Source organism: Lysinibacillus sp. A4 (genome assembly GCF_024919535.1).
GTDB classification, from domain to species: domain Bacteria; phylum Bacillota; class Bacilli; order Bacillales_A; family Planococcaceae; genus Lysinibacillus; species Lysinibacillus capsici.
Map to the genome: position 1 here is coordinate 427,357 of NZ_JANWTB010000003.1, position 22,922 is coordinate 450,278.

General features: G+C 38.0%; 25 protein-coding genes. 1 reads left to right on the forward strand and 24 read right to left on the reverse strand.

Translation table 11 applies throughout. The features are described from left to right. Positions 1-108: 108 nt before the first annotated feature. Together NY607_RS07555 and NY607_RS07560 are read right to left on the reverse strand one after the other, a co-directional pair. Positions 109-1,197 carry a M42 family metallopeptidase gene (locus NY607_RS07555; RefSeq protein ID WP_016994857.1) on the reverse strand — a complete coding sequence of 363 codons (1,089 nt, stop codon included), beginning with the start codon at positions 1,195-1,197 and terminating at the stop codon, positions 109-111. 94 nt (positions 1,198-1,291) lie between these two features. Further along, positions 1,292-1,777 carry a dUTP diphosphatase gene (locus tag NY607_RS07560; RefSeq protein WP_054549960.1) on the reverse strand — a complete coding sequence of 162 codons (486 nt, stop codon included), beginning with the start codon at positions 1,775-1,777 and terminating at the stop codon, positions 1,292-1,294. 105 nt (positions 1,778-1,882) lie between these two features. On the opposite strand from NY607_RS07560, the gene NY607_RS07565 reads away from it, so the two are divergent. Beyond that, positions 1,883-2,278 (forward strand): hypothetical protein, encoded by a 396-nt coding sequence (locus tag NY607_RS07565; RefSeq protein ID WP_004226335.1) that lies wholly within the window; start codon positions 1,883-1,885, stop codon positions 2,276-2,278. Between the two features lie 23 nt (positions 2,279-2,301). Here the strand turns inward: NY607_RS07565 and NY607_RS07570 are convergent, their stop codons facing one another. The 22 genes from NY607_RS07570 to NY607_RS07675 form a co-directional block, all read right to left on the reverse strand. Beyond that, positions 2,302-2,565: a DUF1294 domain-containing protein gene (locus NY607_RS07570; RefSeq protein ID WP_048393614.1), complete on the reverse strand. Its 264-nt coding sequence runs from the start codon at positions 2,563-2,565 to the stop codon at positions 2,302-2,304. 146 nt (positions 2,566-2,711) lie between these two features. After that, the gene (gene rplT, locus NY607_RS07575; protein WP_025114500.1) at positions 2,712-3,071 is read right to left on the reverse strand and encodes a 50S ribosomal protein L20; all 360 of its coding nucleotides are present in this window, start codon (positions 3,069-3,071) and stop codon (positions 2,712-2,714) included. Positions 3,072-3,128: 57 nt separating this feature from the next. Continuing rightward, positions 3,129-3,329, reverse strand: coding sequence for a 50S ribosomal protein L35 (gene rpmI, locus NY607_RS07580; RefSeq protein ID WP_004226312.1), 201 nt, complete (start codon positions 3,327-3,329; stop codon positions 3,129-3,131). A 31-nt stretch (positions 3,330-3,360) separates the two neighbouring features. Continuing rightward, positions 3,361-3,864: a translation initiation factor IF-3 gene (gene infC, locus NY607_RS07585; RefSeq protein WP_016994853.1), complete on the reverse strand. Its 504-nt coding sequence runs from the start codon at positions 3,862-3,864 to the stop codon at positions 3,361-3,363. Between the two features lie 415 nt (positions 3,865-4,279). Beyond that, entirely contained in the window at positions 4,280-6,211 is a 1,932-nt protein-coding gene (thrS, locus tag NY607_RS07590) for a threonine--tRNA ligase (RefSeq protein ID WP_259419408.1), read from the reverse strand. Between the two features lie 554 nt (positions 6,212-6,765). Beyond that, on the reverse strand, positions 6,766-7,704 hold the full coding sequence (gene dnaI / locus NY607_RS07595; protein ID WP_227744960.1) for a primosomal protein DnaI: 939 nt from the start codon (positions 7,702-7,704) through the stop codon (positions 6,766-6,768). Positions 7,705-7,706: 2 nt separating this feature from the next. After that, a complete protein-coding gene (locus tag NY607_RS07600; protein ID WP_227744956.1) occupies positions 7,707-9,089 on the reverse strand; it encodes a replication initiation and membrane attachment family protein in 1,383 nt (460 codons plus the stop codon). 16 nt (positions 9,090-9,105) lie between these two features. Continuing rightward, entirely contained in the window at positions 9,106-9,576 is a 471-nt protein-coding gene (gene nrdR / locus NY607_RS07605; protein WP_004226277.1) for a transcriptional regulator NrdR, read from the reverse strand. A gap of 187 nt (positions 9,577-9,763) precedes the next feature. Continuing rightward, positions 9,764-10,786, reverse strand: coding sequence for a glyceraldehyde-3-phosphate dehydrogenase (locus tag NY607_RS07610; RefSeq protein ID WP_004226274.1), 1,023 nt, complete (start codon positions 10,784-10,786; stop codon positions 9,764-9,766). Positions 10,787-10,992: 206 nt separating this feature from the next. Then, complete coding sequence (coaE, locus tag NY607_RS07615; protein WP_131521356.1) at positions 10,993-11,586, reverse strand: dephospho-CoA kinase; 594 nt, start codon at positions 11,584-11,586, stop codon at positions 10,993-10,995. 13 nt (positions 11,587-11,599) lie between these two features. Beyond that, on the reverse strand, positions 11,600-12,472 hold the full coding sequence (gene mutM / locus NY607_RS07620) for a bifunctional DNA-formamidopyrimidine glycosylase/DNA-(apurinic or apyrimidinic site) lyase (RefSeq protein WP_259419409.1): 873 nt from the start codon (positions 12,470-12,472) through the stop codon (positions 11,600-11,602). A 12-nt stretch (positions 12,473-12,484) separates the two neighbouring features. After that, entirely contained in the window at positions 12,485-15,112 is a 2,628-nt protein-coding gene (gene polA, locus NY607_RS07625) for a DNA polymerase I (RefSeq protein ID WP_259419410.1), read from the reverse strand. A gap of 4 nt (positions 15,113-15,116) precedes the next feature. After that, positions 15,117-15,269 carry a hypothetical protein gene (locus NY607_RS07630; protein WP_193767387.1) on the reverse strand — a complete coding sequence of 51 codons (153 nt, stop codon included), beginning with the start codon at positions 15,267-15,269 and terminating at the stop codon, positions 15,117-15,119. A gap of 56 nt (positions 15,270-15,325) precedes the next feature. After that, positions 15,326-15,712, reverse strand: a complete 387-nt coding sequence (locus NY607_RS07635) for a hypothetical protein (protein ID WP_131521353.1) — start codon at positions 15,710-15,712, stop codon at positions 15,326-15,328. Between the two features lie 260 nt (positions 15,713-15,972). Beyond that, complete coding sequence (locus tag NY607_RS07640) at positions 15,973-16,422, reverse strand: DNA polymerase I (protein WP_193767386.1); 450 nt, start codon at positions 16,420-16,422, stop codon at positions 15,973-15,975. A gap of 147 nt (positions 16,423-16,569) precedes the next feature. Further along, positions 16,570-17,580: a protease modulator HflC gene (gene hflC / locus NY607_RS07645; RefSeq protein ID WP_259419411.1), complete on the reverse strand. Its 1,011-nt coding sequence runs from the start codon at positions 17,578-17,580 to the stop codon at positions 16,570-16,572. Continuing rightward, positions 17,580-18,551, reverse strand: coding sequence for an FtsH protease activity modulator HflK (gene hflK / locus NY607_RS07650; protein ID WP_131521350.1), 972 nt, complete (start codon positions 18,549-18,551; stop codon positions 17,580-17,582). Before hflK ends, hflC begins: the two co-directional genes overlap by 1 nt. A 150-nt stretch (positions 18,552-18,701) precedes the next feature. Beyond that, the gene (locus NY607_RS07655; protein ID WP_131521349.1) at positions 18,702-19,415 is read right to left on the reverse strand and encodes an LrgB family protein; all 714 of its coding nucleotides are present in this window, start codon (positions 19,413-19,415) and stop codon (positions 18,702-18,704) included. Continuing rightward, positions 19,412-19,780 (reverse strand): CidA/LrgA family holin-like protein, encoded by a 369-nt coding sequence (locus NY607_RS07660; RefSeq protein ID WP_131521348.1) that lies wholly within the window; start codon positions 19,778-19,780, stop codon positions 19,412-19,414. Before NY607_RS07660 ends, NY607_RS07655 begins: the two co-directional genes overlap by 4 nt. 350 nt (positions 19,781-20,130) lie before the next feature. Further along, complete coding sequence (gene pnpS, locus NY607_RS07665) at positions 20,131-21,666, reverse strand: two-component system histidine kinase PnpS (protein ID WP_048393584.1); 1,536 nt, start codon at positions 21,664-21,666, stop codon at positions 20,131-20,133. After that, the gene (locus tag NY607_RS07670) at positions 21,663-22,379 is read right to left on the reverse strand and encodes a response regulator transcription factor (RefSeq protein WP_016993215.1); all 717 of its coding nucleotides are present in this window, start codon (positions 22,377-22,379) and stop codon (positions 21,663-21,665) included. The genes pnpS and NY607_RS07670 overlap by 4 nt, the downstream gene beginning before the upstream one ends. Positions 22,380-22,431: 52 nt before the next feature. Continuing rightward, entirely contained in the window at positions 22,432-22,872 is a 441-nt protein-coding gene (locus tag NY607_RS07675; RefSeq protein WP_004226245.1) for a MaoC/PaaZ C-terminal domain-containing protein, read from the reverse strand. Positions 22,873-22,922 lie beyond the last annotated feature (50 nt).

Consider the following 22,922-nt stretch of genomic DNA (forward strand, 5'->3'; position numbering starts at 1 on the left):
TTTGATTTCTATAAAATATTAGCAAGTCCTAATTGGCCTTGGAATGAGTAAAAAAGCCTCCTAACATTTTGTTAGAAGGCAAAATCATGCTATATCTATTTAGCAGTATCAGTCAAAAGTAATTTTATTGACTGCATCACGGTCTAATTTTTTAATGACTTCTACCATTAATTTAACGGCATTATCATAATCATCACGATGTAGGATACCTGCATGTGAATGAATATAGCGTGTTGCAATACCGATTGATAGTGCTGGTACACCATTTGCTGTTACGTGGATGGAGCCAGCATCTGTACCACCGCCAGCCATCGCTTCAAATTGATATGGAATATTGTGCTCATCTGCTACATCTAATACGAATTCACGTAAGCCACGATGTGAAACCATAGATGCATCATACACAACGATTTGAGGGCCTGCCCCCATCTTACTCGTTGATTCTTTGGCTGTAACTCCAGGCGTATCTCCTGCTACACCTACGTCCACTGCAAATCCAATATCTGGTTGGATTTTATGTGTAGCAGTTTTTGCACCGCGAAGTCCAACTTCTTCTTGTACATTCCCTACAGAATAAAGAATATTAGGGTGCTTTTCATTTTGTAACGCTTTCATAACATCAATCGCGATTGCACAGCCGATACGGTTATCCCAAGCTTTAGCTAATAGATACTTATCGTTTTTCATTACATTAAACTCAAAGTATGGTGTTACCATATCGCCAGGACGAACGCCCCACTCAAGAACTTCATCTTTAGAAGCTGCACCAATGTCGATAAACATATCTTTGATGTCTACTACTTTATTACGTACATCAGCAGGTAAAATATGAGGTGGCTTTGAACCAATAACCCCAATTACTTCATCGCCCTTACGTGTAGTAATTGTTACACGCTGTGCAAGCATAACTTGGCTCCACCAGCCACCTACTGTTTGGAATTTGATAAAGCCTTTGTCATCAATTTGTGTAACCATGAAGCCTACTTCATCTAAATGTCCTGCTACAACAATTTTAGGACCGTTTTCATCGCCAACTTTTTTAGCAATGACACTACCTAAGTTATCTGTTTCTACAGTATCTGCATATGGTGCAATGTATTTTTTCATGACCTCACGCGGTGCACGTTCATTACCTGCGATACCATTCGCATCTGTTAAATCTTTAAACATTTGTAATGTTGGATCTAGTTGTGTCATCCTTTTGCCTCCTACTTCTTGTATCTATTTTATTATACTTCGTTTACCGAAATATTCCTAGCTTAATCGTCTGAAAATTGGTGTATTTCTTACTTTAATAACCTGAACGCTGCCGATGATAATTTTCTTGATTTTTTTCAAGATAAGCACCCACCACATCCTCAAATGTAAAACCGAGATTATACGCTAGTAACCCATAGTATTGCCAAATAGCTAAATAACGCTCCTCTGTAGGTTGATGAATAAATGCTAAAATAACACTTTGTGTTTCTAAAAAAGTAGCTGTTAAATCTTTGTTTTCTTCTACGAAAGGCCACATTTCAATCGATGTATAGCCCTTTAATAAGCCAAGAGATAAGATAAAATGAATCGAATCTACATATTCTTCTAAAATGACTTCACGTGCTGATGGTCCCTTTGTGCTCCAAAATTTAAAGCAACGTGTTTCATTAGCAAGCTCAGCTAGCTCCACTAGTAAGGCTAAGCCCTTTTCCTGAAACACATCTTGCTGAATATTTTGTGTTTGCTCGATAAAATCATCAAGCTCTTTTTGCATGGTAAACAATTGTTGTAAATTCATTTTTTTCTCCTAAATTTCTAAAAAATTTTTTATAAAAAGTGAAACTATTTGACCCTTCTAATCGTATAGGAAAGAATAACCTTTCTTCAAGGGGGAAATTTAAACATGTTGCCGTTACTAATTCGACTTGCTGTAATAGCGCTTATTATCTATGTATTTTACAAAGCGATTCGTTATATAACCGATCCTAAACGCAAACTTGATGAAGCCTATGAAAAAGGCCAGTATTATTTCTATGATGACGTTAAAAATGTCCGAAAAAATTTCTTTATTTCCTATAAGGGTGCTCTTTTTGAAGGTGAAAAATACCTAGGCACAACAGAGGATGCATTTGAGGTTGTAACCATTTTCGTCGGTGCGCGCGATGCTGCAACATTACAAGGCTTCAGCAAAAGCGACTTTGAATATTTGCAGCAAGAAATATTATTGAACTATCCAAGCGCCAAAATCAATTGGAAGCAGCCCATTGAACAGCTTATGCGAAACACATCCCCGTCATGAGGATGTGTTTTAATTATTCTCATTTATGTCCAGAGCTGCACAATGATAAAAATTTGTATGGCTGCAAGTAGGGGAAAACCAAATGCAAAACGATTATGACGTGTTTTGTGGCGGAATAAATACATACCCAATACACCCCCAGCTGCCCCTCCTGCTATGGCTAGTGTAAATAATGTACGCTCTGCTATACGCCATTCATGATTCTTTGCTCGTGATTTATCCATCCCCATTAAAATGAGCAATACAATTGATACAATGCTCATATAAGCTAATAATGCTTGTCCCATCTCTTACTCCTTTAAAACCATGATACTATTAATCTAACACAAAAAAGACTGATGGAAAAACCCATCAGTCTTTTTTTTGCACTTGTGATATTTTGCACCTGTGGCTAAGCTTTCGGTGCAGAAATAACGGTTAGCGTTGTCAGCTATTATTTAGCTACTGCTTTTTTAGCAGCGTCTGCTAATTGAGTGAATGCTGTAGCATCAGTTACTGCAAGGTCAGCTAACATTTTACGGTTAACTTCAATACCTGCAACTTTTAAACCGTGCATTAAACGGCTATAAGAAAGACCGTTCATACGAGCAGCTGCGTTGATACGAGTGATCCATAATTTACGGAAATCACGTTTTTTCTGACGACGGTCACGGTATGCATATTGACCTGATTTCATTACTGCTTGGTTAGCAACTTTGTATAATGTATGTTTTGAACCATAGTAACCTTTAGCTAATTTCAATACTTTTTTACGACGTTTGCGCGTCACTGTTCCGCCTTTTACGCGTGGCATATGAATTACCTCCTGCTTTTCATTTAAAAATGAATGTTAGTATTTTTTTGTAGTCAATTATTTCATGTAAACAAGTAAAGATTTGATGCGTTTGAAGTCACCAGATGATACGATGTTTGCTTTACGTAGGTGACGTTTTTGTTTCGTAGATTTGTTTGCGAATAAGTGGCTTCCATAAGCACGGTCGTATTTTAATTTACCTGAACCCGTTTTTTTGAAACGTTTCGCAGCTCCACGGTGAGTTTTCATTTTTGGCATGTCGAATTCCTCCTAAACTGTTCGTCTAATATTATTTCTCGTTCTTTGGTTGAAGAACTAAGAACATGCTTCGGCCTTCCATCTTCGGTTTTTGTTCTACCGTTGATACTTCAGCACAAGCTTCAGCAAAACGATCTAACACACGTTGACCAATCTCTTTGTGTGTGATCGCACGACCTTTGAAACGTAGGCTACATTTTACTTTATCGCCTTTTTCAAGGAATTTAATCGCATTACGTAACTTCGTTTGGAAATCATGCTCATCGATTGTTGGGCTCAAACGAACCTCTTTCATTACGATGACCTTTTGATTCTTACGAATTTCACGGTCTTTCTTTTGCTGTTCAAACTTAAATTTACCATAGTCCATGATACGAGCGACTGGCGGCTTGGCTTGAGGGGCCACAAGGACAAGATCCAAGTTTACACGAGCGGCGATTTCTAGCGCTTCATTACGTGTCTTTACACCAAGCTGGTCACCATTGTGATCGATTAATCGAAGTTCACGTGCGCGAATGCCTTCGTTTACATACATGTCTTTGCTAATAGTAATCCACCTCCAAGTAGTTGTCGCGAATACATGGTTTGGGCAAAGCCTTGCCCGGTTGAACGGTACATCCTCTCGTCATGTCCATAAAAAAAGGACGGACATTTTTGAAGATGTCCGCCCGCTATATGTGCATGCGCAAGTCTACGCAAAACAATTCAACGTGTCATACCTGTTCACAGCCTTTAAAGCGTTGTATCAGGTGAGAAGCGGGCAGCCTCTACTTCAACCACAAACTTTGTATTCATTAACCTTAATTATATTAGCATGTATATGATAAGCTGTCAAATATTTATTTTCTTATCAGTGCTAACATAACCAAAATGAAGCTCTTCTATACAAATGCAAGATTTATTTTATACAGAAACCCTCACTTTGGCAAGCAAGGGTCTCTAGTTAAAGCTTATTTTGTAATTTCTGCTTTAATAGCTGCTAGGAAATCCTCAAAGCTAATTGTTTCGGAATCTTTCGAGCCATAACGTCGAACATTCACGCCATTTGCCTCAACCTCTTTATCCCCGATAACAAGCATATAAGGAATCTTTTTCATTTGTGCCTCACGGATTTTATAGCCTAACTTCTCTTCACGATCATCCATTTCCACACGTAAACCAGCTGCTGTCAGTTGCTCTTCAATTTGCTTTGCATAGTCGAAGTGAGCTTCATTCGATACTGGAATAACTTCAACTTGTACTGGTGCTAACCAAGTTGGGAATGCTCCTTTGTATTCTTCAATTAAGAAGGCAACAAAACGTTCCATTGTTGATACAACACCACGGTGGATAACAACTGGACGATGAGGCTTACCATCTTCCCCAACATAAGTTAGGTCGAAGCGTTCTGGTAATAAGAAGTCTAATTGAACTGTAGATAAAGTCTCTTCTTTACCAATCGCTGTTTTTACTTGAACGTCAAGTTTAGGACCATAGAATGCAGCCTCACCTTCCGCTTCAAAGTAGTCTAAGCCAAGTTCATCCATTGCTTCTTTTAGCATGCTTTGTGCTTTTTCCCACATTGCATCATCATCGAAGTATTTCTCAGTATCTGCTGGGTCGCGATAAGATAAACGGAATGAGTAATCATTAAGATCGAAATCTTTATAAACCTCTAAAATTAACTGTACTACTTTTTGGAATTCCGCTTTAATTTGATCTGGGCGAACAAAAATATGGGCATCATTTAATGTCATCCCACGAACACGTTGTAAGCCTGAAACCGCCCCTGACATTTCGTAACGGTGCATTGTGCCAAGCTCTGCAATACGCAATGGTAGATTACGATATGAATGCATGCTGTTTTTGTACACCATCATATGGTGAGGACAGTTCATTGGACGCATAATTAATGTTTCATTATCCATTTCCATTGGTGGGAAAATTGAATCTTGATAATGATCCCAGTGACCAGAAGTTTGATAAAGCTCTTTAGAACCTAATACGGGTGTATAAACGTGCTTATAGCCAAGTGATAATTCTTTATCGACAATATAACGTTCAATAACACGACGAATTGTTGCACCATTTGGTAACCAAAGTGGTAAACCTTGGCCAACCTTTTGGGAAGTTGTAAACAGTTCTAATTCTTTTCCGATTTTACGGTGATCACGTTCTTTTGCTTCTTCTAGCATTTGAAGGTGGTGTTTTAATTCCTCTTTTTTGAAGAACGCTGTACCATAAATACGTTGTAACATTTTGTTATCAGAGTTCCCTCTCCAGTAAGCACCCGCTAATGATAAAAGCTTGAATTCACGAAGTTTACCCGTAGATGGTACGTGGATACCACGGCAAAGATCAAAAAACTCGCCTTGATAATAAATAGATACTTGCTCATCTGCAGGAATGGCTTCAAGTAATTCTAATTTATACTCATCGCCAACTTCTTCATAAAGGGCTTGTGCTTCTGCACGGCTTACATTTTTGCGTTCTACCTCAAGGTTTTCAGCAATAATTTTCTTCATTTCTTTTTCAATGGCTGGTAGATCTTCAGCAGTGATTGGTGTTGGTGAGTCGATATCATAGTAGAAACCACCTTCAATTACTGGACCAATCCCAAGCTTTACATCTGGGAATAGACGTTTAATAGCTTGCGCTGTTAAATGGGCAGTTGAGTGACGTAAAATTTCAAGTGCTGCCTCATCATCTTGTGTAATGATTGCAATAGTTGCATCCTCTTCAATTGGTGTTTTTAAATCCACTAACACACCATTAATTTTACCTGCATACGCTTTTTTACGTAAGCCAGGGCTAATAGATAATGCTACGTCATCCGTTGATGTGCCTTTTGCAAATTCCTTTACAGCGCCATCTGGGAAAGTTAATTTAATCATTTCTGACATAATCTTTGCACTCCTTTGTTTTTGATAAATACATCATGCTTGATGATTGGCTGGAGCAATATTTGTGTGACTCTACGGCTTGGTTTGAGCGGAGTCATTGCTTTTTTAAGCATTTCTCAGTGCAATCGGAGCGGCATCTTCATGCTTCTGAGTATTTTCTTACTCTCTATGAGCAAGTTAACCACTTTCGCGAGCGACTTATCTTCCTATATGAGCGGAGCCACCACTATTTCAATGAAATCTGAGAAAAATAAAAAAAGCTCCGTCCCTCACAAAAGGGACGAAGCGTATGCTCGTGGTTCCACCCTTCTTCCTTCCGACTTACATAAAGTCAGACGAAGCTCAAGGCTAGCTAACGGGCTAGGGACCGGCGAAAGATTATCCCTTTCGCTGCTCAGTAGGTAGTAAATAATGTGCCCATACTAGGAAGTTTTCAGCCGATGACTTCCCTCTCTAAAAGCTGATACACAAAATTCATGTCCTCATCAATGCATATTGATATTAAGTATATGAGTCAGTATACGCTCGATTGTCGAAAAATGCAACTATCAATGTTACATCCGACGATTTTTGCCTCGCATTTCGATCGGCACGGTTAGGGCTTTAATTCGCTCCATAATACGTCCCGCTTTGACAACCTCAATATCACCTTTTTGTGACTGAGCTAAGTGATGCTCTAATTCTTCATAGTTAAAATTAGACGTAATAAAAGTTGGCAATTGCTCTGCCATCCGATAATGGAAAATAGTCCCCAATATTTCATCACGTGTCCAGGCAGTCATTGTCTCCGCGCCTAAATCATCTAGCATTAAGACAGGAGCCTTTTTAATATAATCAATTTTCTCATTCAATGTATTATCGCCAATGGCATTTTTCATTTCTCGTAAAAACTCTGGAACGAAAACTACCACAGATTTAACTTTAATTCTAGCTAATTGATTGGCCAAAGCACCAAGTACAAAGGACTTCCCTACACCAAACTCACCGTATAAATAAAAGCCCTTTGTCGGTAGTTTTCCTGTTTCTATTATACTATCTACAAAATCTGTTGCTTTATTGGCAATATCGATTCGTGAATGGTCATCTATAAATAAATCACTTATTGTAGCTTGCAATACATCCTTTGGCATATGCATACTAGCGATCATGTTGGCAACATCTCGGCGCTCGTCCTCACGTATCTTTTGCTCACACTGGACATAATCAATCTCTAACGACTTTCTGACAACTCTTAACTGCGGGATGAAGCCTTTTAAATAATTTGTGCAATTGTCAGTATTGTCACAGCCACAGCACACAGTAGATTGACTAATATATTCTTGAAGCTTTGGTAGGTTTCGCTCAATGTTCTCGTAGTTTAGTTCTTCTGCATGTTGAGCTATAAATTCCTCCACACGCGGATGTTCTAAAATTTCTCGTCGCATCGCTTCATATCGTGCTTGAAATGAAGGTACATTAATTGCTCGTTTTAGTGGTCCATTAATGGGTTCGATTGTCATTCACCTACCTTATTTTGTATATTCCCTAATTTTTCAAGAATTTTTTGTCTTTCTTTTTCAAAATCAGTATGATCAATCGGGGATTCTCCTGCATCGGATTTATCATTTCGTTTATAGAACCATTCAGGCACTTTTTCTTCACGTTGATATCTTGAACGTCCTTTTGTCTGTTGACTCGTTTTATTGGACGTTTGCGGCTTGTTTTTCCAAGCTGTATATTTATCATGCTCTTGACGTGCAAGTTCCATTGCTTCCTTAGCGGTCTGGACATTTTTTCGTACCCAATGATCAGCAATCGTTTCCACATATTTTTTAGGGAGCTTCATATCTGTTGTTAGCATAACGTATTCTAACAATGCATTAACCACTCCAATTGGCATGCCATGTTGAACGATTAAATTTTCTGCAAGTTGGACTGAGGTTTGTAATGGTTCTTTACCATTATTTATATCTCTTAAAACTTGGACAGGCGCCGTTGTTTCTAAATAGTGTTGAAGTTCCTGATCCTTGGTTTTTTGTCCCGCTTCTGCTACTGGTAGAGGATCGGTGACACGGGCAAGTTTTGGCGGCTCCTTGGATACGGTTAATTTATAAAAATCAGCAGCAGCCTTTCGTAAACGTTCCTGAGAAATGCCTAAATCATCATCTAAAGCAAGTATGACTACTTTTTGCATATCAAGGGCTGTTAAATGATATAAAAATGCCAACTTGGCTATAGCTTCACGCACTTCAAATGTCAACAAATTGGAAGGTACCAATTGCTCTGACAAACCGGCTTGCAATAAATCAAAATCGAATTGCTCCAAATAAAATGGATACACTTTTTGTTTATCCTTAGGACTCGTATCCACTTGTAAATCTGATGGAATATTGGCATGAACAGGCTTGTAGACATCAATAAAAGCACGAGATACATCCTTAAACGCCGTGTCCTTTACAGGTGACATAAAGCGCTGACGTAAGTTGCGATAAGCCTGCTCTCCAATTTTACTAAACAAAAACATCGACAGTAGCGGGTCTTTCATAAAGCTATCTGCATCTAATGGGCGCTGTAGCTCATATAAAAAACTACGCTCACCAGCATTTTCTTTTTTCCATGTACGCAGCAAACCAATAGCTTCTAAAGCAATACGAGCCTCAAACACTTTACCAATTGGTAGCCCTAGCACATTCATTAAATAATAATGTGTCATTTGCTGCTTTGGCATTTGCTCTGCTTCTGCCCATAATGTTAAATAGAGGCTAACTGGCTCTGATCCCGTTAATGGTTGATAAAATAATGTAACTAATTGACGCTCTTGTGTAGAAAATGCATGAGGTAGACGAATGTCGAAAGGATCGCCAGGCTGCAATTCCTTATATAAATGAATCAACGGCATTCATCCTCTCTGTTTGCTATGATTTCTTCTCCGTTTGACGTTGAATAATGTCCTTTATTTCTTCAATAAAGACATTGATATCTTTAAACTGACGGTAGACCGACGCAAAACGCACATAGGCAACCTCATCAATTTTGGCTAAGCGGTCCATGACCATTTCGCCAACATCTTCTGAGCGTACTTCCGAATTTCCAATACGACGAAGATCTTTTTCAATGGACAGAACAAGTTCCTCCAGCACATCAAGTGCCACTGGACGTTTTTCACAAGCACGAATAAGCCCACGAAGCACCTTCTCACGGCTAAACTCTTCTCGTGAACCTTCTTTTTTCACAACGACTAATGGTGTCTCTTCAATTTTTTCAAACGTTGTAAAACGGAAGCCACATGACTCACATTCACGACGTCTACGAATTTCTTTATTATCATCTACTGGCCTCGAATCCACAACACGCGTTCCGTTAAATTGGCAAGATGGACATCTCATATAATTACTCTCCTGGTTTACAACAATTTAATATATCTATTATAACAAATTTCCTACATGTAAGAAAAGTGCATTCACGTTTGTGAGCTCATGATAAATCTAAAGCACCTGAAGTACAAGAAAAGTTTCTGTAAAAAAAGAGCACATTGAAACCTTTTCGATTTCAATGTGCTCTCTATAGAAATTATTACGCGTTTACCGTTTCTAAAGCATTTGCCACTTTTTTTACAAGGTCAACAACGCGTGCAGAGTAGCCCCACTCGTTATCATACCAAGCAAGTACTTTTACTTTGCGGTTGCCTAACACCATTGTAGAAAGTCCATCAACTGTTGAAGAATAAGTTGTTGTATTGTAATCAGAAGATACTAATGGCTCAACAGAGAAATTAAGGATACCCTTCATTGGACCTTCTGTTGCCGCTTTTACAAATGCTGCATTGACTGCATCAACTGTTACATCTGTATTTAAATCTACTACAAGATCAACTAAAGATACGTTTGGTGTTGGAACACGAAGTGCCATACCATGAATTTTACCTTCTAATTCAGGTAAAACTAATTTTAATGCTTTCGCTGCACCTGTAGATGTTGGGATAATGGATTGGGCGCATCCACGTGCACGACGTAAATCTTTATGCGGATTGTCTAAGTTCTTTTGGTCATTTGTATAAGCATGAACTGTTGTCATTAAACCATTCTCAATACCAAATGTGTCATTCAATACTTTTGCTACTGGCGCTAAGCAGTTTGTTGTACAAGAAGCATTTGAAATAACATCATGTTTAGCAATATCCAATTTGTCATCATTTACACCTAAAACAATTGTTACATCTTCGTTTTTACCCGGTGCTGTTAAGATTACTTTTTTCGCGCCAGCTGCTAAGTGCATAGCTGCTTTATCACGCTCATTAAATTTTCCTGTAGCTTCAATAACGATATCTACACCCATTGTAGACCAAGGTAATTTTAAAGGATCACGTTCACTAATAATTTGAACACGTTTACCATTTACAACTAAAGCATCGCCTGCTGGTTCTACCGTACCTTCAAATGTTCCGTGATTTGTGTCATACTTAATCAAATGTGCTAACGTTTCTGCAGGATAGCTTGCGTTAATTGCAACGATGTTTAAATCTTGTTGTACGATAGCCTGGCGGAAAACCATACGTCCGATACGCCCGAAACCATTAATAGCAATTGATACTGTCATTTATAATATCCTCCTGTGAGTACATACTCAGATTAATTAATTATATACTTTATGGTGATTAGTATAACACAATTTTAAAAAAGATGAACATTATATATTGAGAATATAAAAGTTCTTATTTTCTGAAAAATTATTCTTTATTATGGAGTTTCCCCATAAAAAAATGCGTAGCAAGATCGGCTTGCTACGCATCATAGAAGAACTCATTAAATAACATCCCAATAATGCAGGATTTTTTTTAATTGTTCTGCTGTACTTTCTATATTTTCGTTATTATAAATGACCGCATGTGCACCCTTTTCTTTGACAGACATCGGCAGTTGAGAGTGCATACGTGCCAATGCATCTTCTTTAGTTAAATTATTTCGTTCCATTAAACGTCGAAGCTGAACTTCTTCACTGACCGATACCACAATGATACGTTCCACAAAATGTTGAAGCTTACTCTCAAATAACAAAGGAATGTCCATCACAACATGTTCATGTCCTGCTTCTAAATAGGCATCACGCTGACGTAACATTTCTTTTCTGATTGCTGGATGCATGATATCATTTAACGTTTTGCGTTTGGCAGGCTCATGGAATATGATATCACCCAGCATAGTTCGATTTAAATTGCCGTCCTCAAGCAAGATAGCTTGTCCAAAACTTTCAGCAATCAAAGCTAATGTCTCTGTTCCAGGTTCTACGACATCTCGTGCTACGACATCTGCATCAACAATCGGTAAACCCAGTTCGCTCATCATTTTAGCTACTGTACTTTTTCCACTTGCAATACTTCCTGTAAGTCCGATAATCATTGCTAAATCCCCTTTAATGTTGACAATTTGGGCAATAGACAGAGGTGCGCCCTCCAATTGTCATTTGACTTGTTGCCGTTTCACATGCTGGACATACCTTTTTCCCATACATTTTTAATCGATTCTGCATACTCCCTGCTTCCCCATTAATATTCCGATAATCAGAAATAGTTGAACCACCCGCTTCAATGCTTTGACGTAGGACGGCAACAATCTCCTCAAATAATGCTCGCTTCCGCTTTTCACTAATGCGGCTCATTTTGCGTGCAGGGTGAATTTTCTGAGCAAACAATGCCTCTGTTGCATAAATATTGCCACAGCCCGAAATGACTTGCCCATCCATAATTACTTCTTTTACAGCTTTATTTTCATATTTCGGTAGCTTAGATTTTGTTATAAAAAATTCACATGCATGCTCATCAAATGGCTCTGGTGCCATTTTTGTCAATGGCGCATGATCTTCAATTTTTGTCAGAAAACGAAGTTCACCGAAGCGACGAATATCTGAATAAATCAAGTATCCTCCATCTGCCATTTCAAATGTCGCATGGATATGCTTTTGAAATTTCGCCTCATTGATTTCTTCGGGGGAATTCACAACAAACCAAGCACCTGTCATCCCTAAGTGACTAACAAGAACATATAGAACATCATCCTTCATCAAATGAAAGAAAATATATTTTGCTCGTCGTTCAATTTTGGTAATGGTCATCTGGGACAAAGTACTTTCAAATGCATCAGGCTCTGCTTGTTTGACAATACATTGTTTACCCTCACTAAAAGAGAAATGTACTCGTTCGGAAAGCTGAACCTGTTGAATGGTACGTCCTTCAACTGTTGGCTTCAATGCCTGGACGACACCCTCTACCTCTGGTAATTCAGGCATTTGAATCCCTCCTTATTTTGCCTCGTACCAAGTTGAGCCATTGTTAAAATCTACTTTAAGCGGTACAGCAAGCTCAATAGCGTTCTCCATGACTTCTGGTACTATTTTTTCTAGCAAGGCAATCTCTTCCTTTGGTGCCTCAAAGATTAGTTCATCATGCACTTGAAGCAGCAGTTTTGCCTGCATCTTTTCTTTTTTCAATCGAGCATCCATATCAATCATTGCCTTTTTAATGATATCCGCTGCACTACCTTGAATTGGCGTATTCATCGCCGTACGCTCAGCAAAGCTTCTTAAATTAAAGTTTGAACTTGTAATATCCGGTAAATAACGGCGTCTATTTAATATCGTTGTCACATAACCATTAAATTTCGCATTTTGTACAATGTCATCCATGTACTGTTTTACACCAGGGAAACTTGCGAAATACTTTTCAATAAAATTAGCTGCTTCCTTACGCGTAATATCTAAGTTTTGGGATAGACCATAATCACTAATACCGTAGACTATTCCAAAGTTAACAGCTTTCGCTGCGCGACGCATATTACTATCTACCTTATCTTCTGACACATGAAATACATCCATAGCTGTACGTGTATGAACGTCCATTCCTTCACGGAAAGCCTCAACAAGGTTTTGATCTTCTGACATATGTGCAAGAACGCGTAATTCAATTTGCGAATAGTCAGCAGAAAATAATATCCAATCCTCTTTTGAAGGTACAAAGGCTTGACGAATTTTGCGGCCCTCCTCTAAACGAATTGGGATGTTTTGTAAATTTGGGTCTGTTGAGCTTAAACGCCCTGTTGCAGTTAAAGCTTGCTGGAAGCGCGTATGCACTTTACTATCTGATTCATGAATCTCCTTTAGTAAGCCTTCAATATATGTGGATTGTAATTTTCCAAGTTGGCGATACAACAGAATATGTTCGATGATAGCATGCTCTGACTGTAGTTTTTCTAGGACATCTGCAGCAGTTGAATAGCCTGTCTTAGTCTTTTTAATCACAGGTAGCCCTAGCTTATCGAATAGAATCACACCTAATTGTTTTGGTGAATTAATATTAAAGGTTTCTCCAGCTTCTGCATAAATTTCTTGCTCAATTACCACAAGTTTATCATTAAGCTCTTGCCCCATTTGCTCTAACGTAGCGCGGTTAACCGTAATCCCTTCGCTTTCCATTTCACCTAAAATTCCTGCCAATGGTAGCTCTAGGTTTTTATAAAGATCGAATTGTTCATTTTCCTTTAATAAGGCTTCCAGTTTCGGCTGTAATGACCATACTGCAAAAGCTTTACGGCTAACATGCTGTGCAAGTTGGTCCAGATCAGGTATTGCACGCTTGGCACCTTTTCCATATACCGCTTCATCTGCTTGGACATCATAGTAGCCTAGTTCCCTTGCAAGTGTTGCGATATCATCGCCACTTAATGCTGGATTATTAATATAAGAGGCAAGTAGCAAATCAAAGTCAACGCCAGCTAATTGAATCCCAGCTCGCTTTAATGATGCTTGAGCTGCCTTAGAATCGGACATATATTTTATTTTTGTGGCATCTTCTAGCCAACGACGGAGAATATCTGATTTTGCTGCTTTATCAAATGGAATATATTGCGTCTTTACGCCATCTGATAAGGCAATTCCTAGCTGCTGACAGGTATGATAGTGCTCGTTTTCAAGCTCTACATGCACAGCCATCACGTCTTTTAAATCCTCAGGTCGAACTTCCTGGACAAGGTCATAATCGAGAGGCGCCTGTTCTTCTTCTTGCACTGTAAAGTCACTTTTATCAAGCAGCGATTTAAAGCCAAGCTCACGCCACACATTGATTAATTCATCTTCTTTTGGCCCATTATAGGCAAGATCAGCCAGTGAAATGGTGATTGGAGCATCCGTATAAATCGTTGCCAGTTTCTTACTCATGATGGCTTGCTCTTCATTAGCTACAAGCTTTTCCTTCATTTTAGAAGCTTTCAATGTATCCATTGCTTCATAAAGTGCTTCAACGGAGCCATGCTCTTTTAATAATTTTACAGCCGTTTTTTCCCCGACGCCTGGTACACCAGGAATATTATCGGAGGAATCCCCCATCAAGCCTTTCATATCAATAATTTGGAGCGGCGTTAATCCGTACTTTTCCGCAATAAAGGCTGGTGTATTTTTCTCTATTTCCGTAATACCCTTTTTCGTTATATAAACGGTTACTTGCTCTGTCGCCAGCTGAGTTAAATCACGGTCTCCAGAAACGATGATGACATCCATATCCTGTGATGAAGCCTCTTTAGCAAGCGTTCCGATAATATCATCCGCTTCATATAATTCCTGCTCATATTGCTTAATACCATACGCATCAATGAGCTTTCGTAAATAAGGAAATTGCTCTGATAATTCTGGTGGAGTCTTTTGACGTCCTCCTTTATATTCTGTAAAAGTTTCATGGCGGAAGGTTGTTTTCCCAGCATCAAAAGCAACCAATATTTTGGTTGGCTGTTCTTCCTCTAATATTCTTTGTAGCATTGTTGTAAAGCCGTATACAGCATTCGTATGAATGCCACTATCATTCGTTAGCAATGGCAACGCAAAAAACGCGCGATACGCTAAACTATTACCGTCCAATAATAGTAATTTTTCCTTGGTCATGATTTTATCCTCCTGCGTTGTCTTCTACTTCTACTTTATCATAACAATACATTTCAAGTAAAAAAAGCAGGCGTCCATCCTCAAGGTTATCCATTATTTTTAATGGTTTATCCACCAATTTTAAGTCTCTATCCACTACTTTAGCATTTCTTTTCATTCAAAAAAGCCAACCGCGCGCACGGCGGTTGACTTGTTTAAAATATTTTAACACCCTTAACGCATATTACCTATAATAGATGAACGACTATCCTGCATTTTTTTCACAAAATTAGTCATTACATCAAAAGCCTCATTCCGTTTACTATTCATGCTTTGTAAACGGAGCATATCCATTTGCTGTGAATTACTTAAAACATCCATTTGACCTTGCTGTGCATTCAAATCAGCTAGCTGCTGATTTCGTTGATGAATCCCCTCTAGTTGATCCTTAAGCTGATTTTCGAACAGCTGTGCTCGCTGCGATTGAACTGCCTGTAATGCCGATTCTAGATCCATGCCTTGAATATCAATTGGTTGAATTAGGCTATTAGCAGAGGATTGCCCTGCCCCACTAAATAATAATCCGACTGCTAAAGCACTTCCAAACACGACCTTTTTCATCTTTATTACCTCCTATTAAAATGAATCTTTGCTTATCATACATACTAAAGGTTAAAACTAGGTTAAAAAATTCAATATGGTATGTATGCATCCGCCTATCAAGTTTAGTCATTGACTATTCTCAATAACTTGACTGTACTACAGATTAAATAAGGGCAATACTGACAAATGTTAATAATTTACTTATTACATCCATTACTAAAAAGCAAAAACTTTCATTCAAGGACAAGTCTCCTGTAAATGAAAGTTCCTAATAGTTGTTATTGATTTGAAGTACGATAAAAAACTTCTTCATAGATGACAGTTAATATAAATGCATTCATAAAAGCAAACACAAGGAATAACGGCATGCCGCCTAATTGTGGATATGTTAGCTCTTGATTAAATACCATTACTGTACTAATTTGTGCCAAAAAGAAGATTAAGCCAATTCCAACTTGCCAAATAGGACGCTTGACCTTTCTTTTTTCATACCAAAATAATTTCTTAAAAAGGTTTCTTACATCATCTGCAATAATAATACTGACTAAAAAGATACAAACAAAAAATACTGGTATATGATAAACACTCTTCGTCACCCACGAAAAATCGGATAGACGGAAGAGAAGTGTTACTATCGAAGCTATACTACAAGCAATCCCTAAATTTTGGAGCCATTTGCTAATTTGTAATTTCAAAGCCCTTACCCCCAACCATTCTTTTTTAAACATTATCATTCTATCAAATTATAGCTGATTGGGGAATACAAACTTATAAATTTCTATTATTTTCTTCCTATAATAATTTGATTTCACGGATAGTTATAATTCTAGTGCAACAAAAAAGTCGTCTCCTTCAAGACAGAGACGACTTTAAACTTATTTTATATAACCAGACAAGATGTTGGCATATGGTGAAGTAGCTGGCAAGATAATAACCGTATCTTCCCCAACCGTTTTCTTATACGATTCTAGTGTGCGGTATAAAGAATAAAATTCAGGATCTTGAGAGAAAGATTTATTGTAAATCTTTGCAGCCTCTGCTTCTCCTTCAGCTTGAATTAAAGCAGCTTCTTTACTTGCTTTAGCAAGCATTTCTTGTACTTGTTGATCTGTTTGTGCCTCAATACGACGTTTCTGTGCATCTCCTTCTGACAAGTACTTTTGGGCAATTGATTCACGATCTGAAATCATATTCGTAAAAACGGATTGTTCATTTTCTGTTGGTAAATCAATGCGACGTATACGCACATCTACTACTTCAATACCATAGTTATCGTTGGAAAGAAGTTCATTAACACGTTCAGTTACTTGATCGTTTATGCTGCCTCGAGAAGAATCCTCATCATTTATGATCTCAGTATAGTTAATTCGGCCAAGTTCAGAGCGAATAACAGAATAAATGAATTCTTCCATACGTGATTCAACTTTTTCTATCGTACCAGCATTCGAAATTAATAGCTTAGGATCCGTAATACGCCATACAGCATAATTATCAATAATAATTCGTTTTTTATCCTTTGTATTAATCTCTTCTTCCGAAATCTCATATGTCATTTGGTTTTTTGGTAACTTCGTGACACTTTGAATAAAAGGAATTTTCATATTTAAACCTGGTTCACGTTCAAACTTAACAACTTCCCCAAACTGTCGAACAACTGCATACTCTGATTCTTTAACGATATAAATATTCGTTAATAAAGTAATCGCTAGAGCGAATATGATCGTCAATGTTACAGCTAGAGAGATATATTTTTTAGGATTCTTCGGTCCTTTCTTCGACATTTTAACTACATTGTCCCCCGAATCACCTTCTGAAGGAGCAGCTTTTTTACTTTTACCAGATAAGAAATTGAGGAATTTTTCTAGATCCTTATTTTTTTGGTCCATTAGTTACCGCTCCCCTCTTTTTTCTCTGTTTGTGTCTGTTGCGACTGTTGAGGCTGTAGTTGCTGAAGTGGTAAATACTTCATCGTACTACCGTCATCATTCATAATGTAAATTTGGGCTTTTGGCAAGACATTTTCAAGCGTCTCTAATATTAATCGCTCTCTTGTAATTTGCTGATTTCCCTTGTATTGCTCATACATTTTATTAAAGACGGCTACATCCCCTTGAGCTTGCTCGATACGGGCTGTTTTAGTACCTTTAGCCTTGGACATAATCGCATCACGTTCACCCTGAGCCTCATTAATGCGTTGGTTTTCATATTTTTCAGCTTCGTTTATTTTTGTATTTTTCATTTCACGTGCATCTGTTACAGCAGTGAATGCTGCACGCACATCTTTATTTGGCAATTCTACATCTTGCAATTTCACACCTAAAACGCTTATTCCAATATCGTATTTTTCAATAAGAGAAACTAATAATTGGCGAGTATTTGCTTCGATGTCAGCTTTACCTTCTGTTAACGCTGCATCGATAGAAGAACTTCCGATGATAGAACGAATGGCACTCGATGTCGCGCTATGTAGTATTCTTTCTGGATCTTGCGAATTAAATAAAAACTTATTAGGCTCTGTAATTTTCCATTGAACAACAAGGTCTGTTAAGACAATATTTTCATCCCCTGTAATCATTTTTGTTTCGGCGTCGTATGCCTCTAACTCACCTGCTTTATTTTGCTTATAACCAAATTGCAGACTAAACGTTTCTTTTGACAAAATTTCTACGGATTGGACGGGCCAAGGTAATTTAAAATGAAGACCTGGATTTGTTACTGTATCATCGGCACGACCAAATGTAATAACCACAGCTTGCTCTGATTCATCTACCGTGTACCATGATGTAAAAACTGTAATAAGTGCAATAATTCCAAATATTCCAAGTCCAACAATCATTAGTGTCCTTTTCACACTCATGTCTGTTCCTCCTTTTGCTTAGTACTATTGTTTACGGTGAACCTTTATAAAAAGTTTCAAAATATTTTCATATAATGATTGTAAAGGACAGAATCCTCTGTATCTCACGCTTAACAAAAGCTTATTATTGCAAAAAAATCCTGTTACCTTTTATGGCAACAGGATATTGATAACCAGATGTTCAAATACTGGGAAAACGGTAGTGGATAATACAATACTAATTAATGCAGCAACGATCATCGCTAGACTAGCAAAGGTGCCTTCTAGCTCTCCAAATTCAAATGCTTTAGATGTACCCGTTCCATGGGCACCCATACCAAGCATTAAGCCTCTAGATGAAGGCCTGTGGAAACGACATACTTTGATAACGATTGGTGCTAACAAGCTCCCTAAAATACCAGTCGTCATAACGAAAACAGCTGTAAGCGTAGGAGAACCACCAATCATATTAGAAATATCCATCGCAATAGGAGTTGTGACAGAACGTGGCACTAAACTATGCACCAACTCATCATTTAAACCCACCAATAGAGCCATCATAAAGGATGACACAATAGCAACCGCTGAACCAACAGCAATGCTAATGAAAATTTCAAATGCGTGTTTTTTTAATAGGTTGACATTTTTATATATAGGAACGGCAAACGCAACGGTTGCTGGTCCTAGTAAATTTGTTAAGACACTCGCTCCAGAATTGTAGGATTTATAAGATATACCTGTCAGTAGTAAAATACCTATAATGACTAAAGGTGTAATCAGCATAGGTGTCAGCCATTCTTTTTTATATTTTTTATAAAACATTTTACAAATATAAAAAATAGCAACCGTCCCAAGTAAGCTGACAATGGCGATTAATAAAGTCATATCGCATCACCCTTCTTTCGCTGCTCTAGCCATTGTGCTGTATACCCCGTAACAAACATTACCACAATGGCACTCACGACAATGACCAGCACAACCTTCATTCCCTGCAGACCGAATAAGGCATGATAATCAATAACACCGATGGCAGATGGAATAAAGAATAATAAGAGTTCACTTAATAGTACGGCTGCTCCTAATTCAATCCATTCAAGCTTAATTATATGAAACTGTAACAGCAAAAATAATAGGACAAGTCCTATTATACTCCCTGGAATCGGCAAATGAAGTAGGCGTGCAATAGTATTTCCGATTAATAATAGGATATAAAGATAGCCGATTTGCACGATACTTTTGACGATTTTCATGGTCATCCTTCTCTCATTTTTTTCTGTGCCTCAACAGTCAGGAAAACACGATTCGAATGATAAGAAGGTTGATTCACTGACTGTCAAAGTGTTCGTCTAACAGACAATCGCGGGTAAGATGGTTGTTAAACGTTATGCTACTATACTTTACACCTATTTACCTTCCCTGTAAAACAGAAAAAGAACCTAGTGTTTAAAAAACACTAAATTCTTTCTGGGCGAATATAAAGCATTTAAAAATCTTCTATTAGATTTTTATGGTCATCGTCTTAACAATCATATTGGGGGTTTCTAGAAATAAGTATAGTGCCCAAATATGAATGTAACATGTTGTTCATGTAAAGGATTTGTTAATTTTTCGGAATCATGACAATCATTTTAGTTCCTATGCCGACTTCACTCTCTACTTGAATTCGGCCATGATGCGCCTCGACTAAATGCTTAACAATCGCTAACCCTAAGCCTGTTCCACCAGAATTACGACTTCTCGCTCGATCCACTCGATAAAATCTTTCAAAAACGCGGGCGATTTCATGCTTTTCAATTCCAATCCCTTGATCCTCTATTTCGATAATGCCATGTGTTTCATTTTCCTTTAATCGAATAGAAACAGTTGTGTTTTCAGGTGAATATGTAATCGCATTGGTAATTAAATTCGTCACAATCTGAATGATACGATTGGCATCCCCCATAACCTGGACATCTCGTTCGATATCCACCTGGAAGCTCATATTTTTTTCATCCAAACGCGGAGCTGTCAATTCTGCTCCACGAATTAGAACATCCTGTAAGCCCATCGGCATAATATTGACAGTAAAACCATGCTGCTCGATCTTTGAGAGCTCTAGTAAATCTTGAATCAGCATTTGAAGTCGATTACTTTCTTTATATATAATCTCCAAAAAGGAAATCAGCATTTTTTCGTCTTTATAGGCCCCATCCAATAAAGTTTCTGAAAAGCCTTTAATAGATGTAATAGGTGTGCGTAATTCATGTGATACATTCGCAACAAAGTCTTTCCGAATTTGTTCTAATCGAACTAGTTCCGTTATATCATGCATAACGATAACAACGCCTAGCCATCGTCCGTGGTCCCCGATGACCGGTGCCCCATAAACTTCTTTGTTATAAAGTTCTTGCTGTACTTCCATTTTAATTTGTTGTCGATAAGGCATTTCTGTCAGAAAAACATGATCGATAAATTGTTCTAATGATTTAGGTAAGCCTATTGTACGAAAAACCTTTCCTTGTACATCATCAAGCTGCATTCCAAAGCGCTCCAGAAATACTCGATTTACAATGGAAATATTCCCCTCACGACCAATCATCATAAGGGAGCTCCCCATATTTTCAATTAAGGTTTTCAGTCTTTCTTCCTCTACTTCACGTATCGTTGTAATATCTTGCAAATTCCGTGCCAATATGTTTATGGAATGACTCAGTGGTATCATCCGTTCATGCTCATTTTCTTGAGCACGTGCACGATAGTTACCCTTTGCAAGCTCAAGGGCAGTGTCTGTCACATTATCAATCGGTGCAGTAAAGTTACGTATCATATAACGACTTATAATTGCTATTAATATCAACGTGATGGTAAAGAGAATAGCCAGTACTCCGTAAAGGCGAGCACGCACATAGTTCAATAAGGATTCGTCTCGTTCCATAGCCTGAGCTGCGTACAAAGCTTCCTGATCTTCCTTCGTTAAATCCATTTTGCGTTCATCGATTACTTGGTCCATTGATGTCCGTATCTCAGTGGTTGCTTGCTCGTTATATTGCTCGATATAAACAGGAAAAAGCTGACCTATAACAATCATTAGGACAGCTAGTATCGTTCCAAGTAAAAGCATGAATGTCAAGAATAAGCGGTTGCTCATCGATTTCATGTCGTTTTCGGCTCCTCAAATTTATAACCAAGACCTCTAATTGTTTTTATAAACATCGGCTTACGGCTATTTTCTTCAATTTTATCGCGAAGGTGGCTAATGTGTACATCCACAATTCGAGTATCGCCAGCAAAATCATATTTCCATACAGCACTTAATAGCTGATCACGTGTTAATACACGATTTTTATTTTCAAGTAAATAGATGAGTAGCTCAAACTCTTTTGGTGTAAATTCCAGTGCCTCATCCTGTAAAAATACTTCAAATCGCTCTGGGTACACTCGCAATTGTCCAAACTCATACATTTTTTCCTGCGCCTCATCCTTATCATCTGCGACAACATTTTGCGTGAAACGTCTTAATACAGCCTTGACACGCGCTAAAACTTCACGAGGACTAAAAGGCTTTGTCATGTAATCATCTGCTCCCAACTCAAGACCAAGAACTTTATCAAATTCGTCATCTTTAGCAGTTAGCATAATAATTGGCGTATTCATACGTTGTTGTCGTATTTGTTTACAGACCTCCATGCCATCTAGTTTTGGAAGCATCAAATCTAAAAGAATTAAATTTGGCTGTAAGTCGATTGCTTTTTCAAGCCCTTCCTGACCATCAGCAGCCGTTTCCACTACATAGCCTGCCTGTTCTAAATTATATTTCAATAATGTTGCAATCGAAAATTCATCTTCAATTACTAAAATCGTTTTTGTCATGTCTAATGCCTCCGTTAGTGATTTGAAACCCCCATTTCAAATCTCAAGACGTCTATAGCGCAAGTGGTGGAGTCACAAGCAATAAACCTTCAATTACAAGCTGCTTCTGCTCATTATATGAGTGGACAGATACAGTGATGGTATTGTCATATTTATTGATTGCTGTAACCTCTAATAGCGTATCGAACAATTCATAATGATAGAGAGGTCCTAAATATTTCAAATGTTGCTCAATAATTCGTGCACCTGGTCCTGGAATATACTTTGACACAGCTGATGTAATAATACCATTTAACATAATTGTCGGCACAATTGGCTTTTGAAAAGGTGTCATAGCTGCATAATCATGTTGAATATAAAGCGGGTTACTATCGTTTGTAAGGCCTAAATAAAGCAATAGATCCCTATCTTCAATTTTTTCAGTGATATGGATTTTCTCGCCAACTGTAATTTCATCAATTGTGAGACCAAGTTTACTATTTTTTTGAAGCAAAGATACGCCAACCCCCTTTTCTATCATACTACATTCATAGTATCAATTTT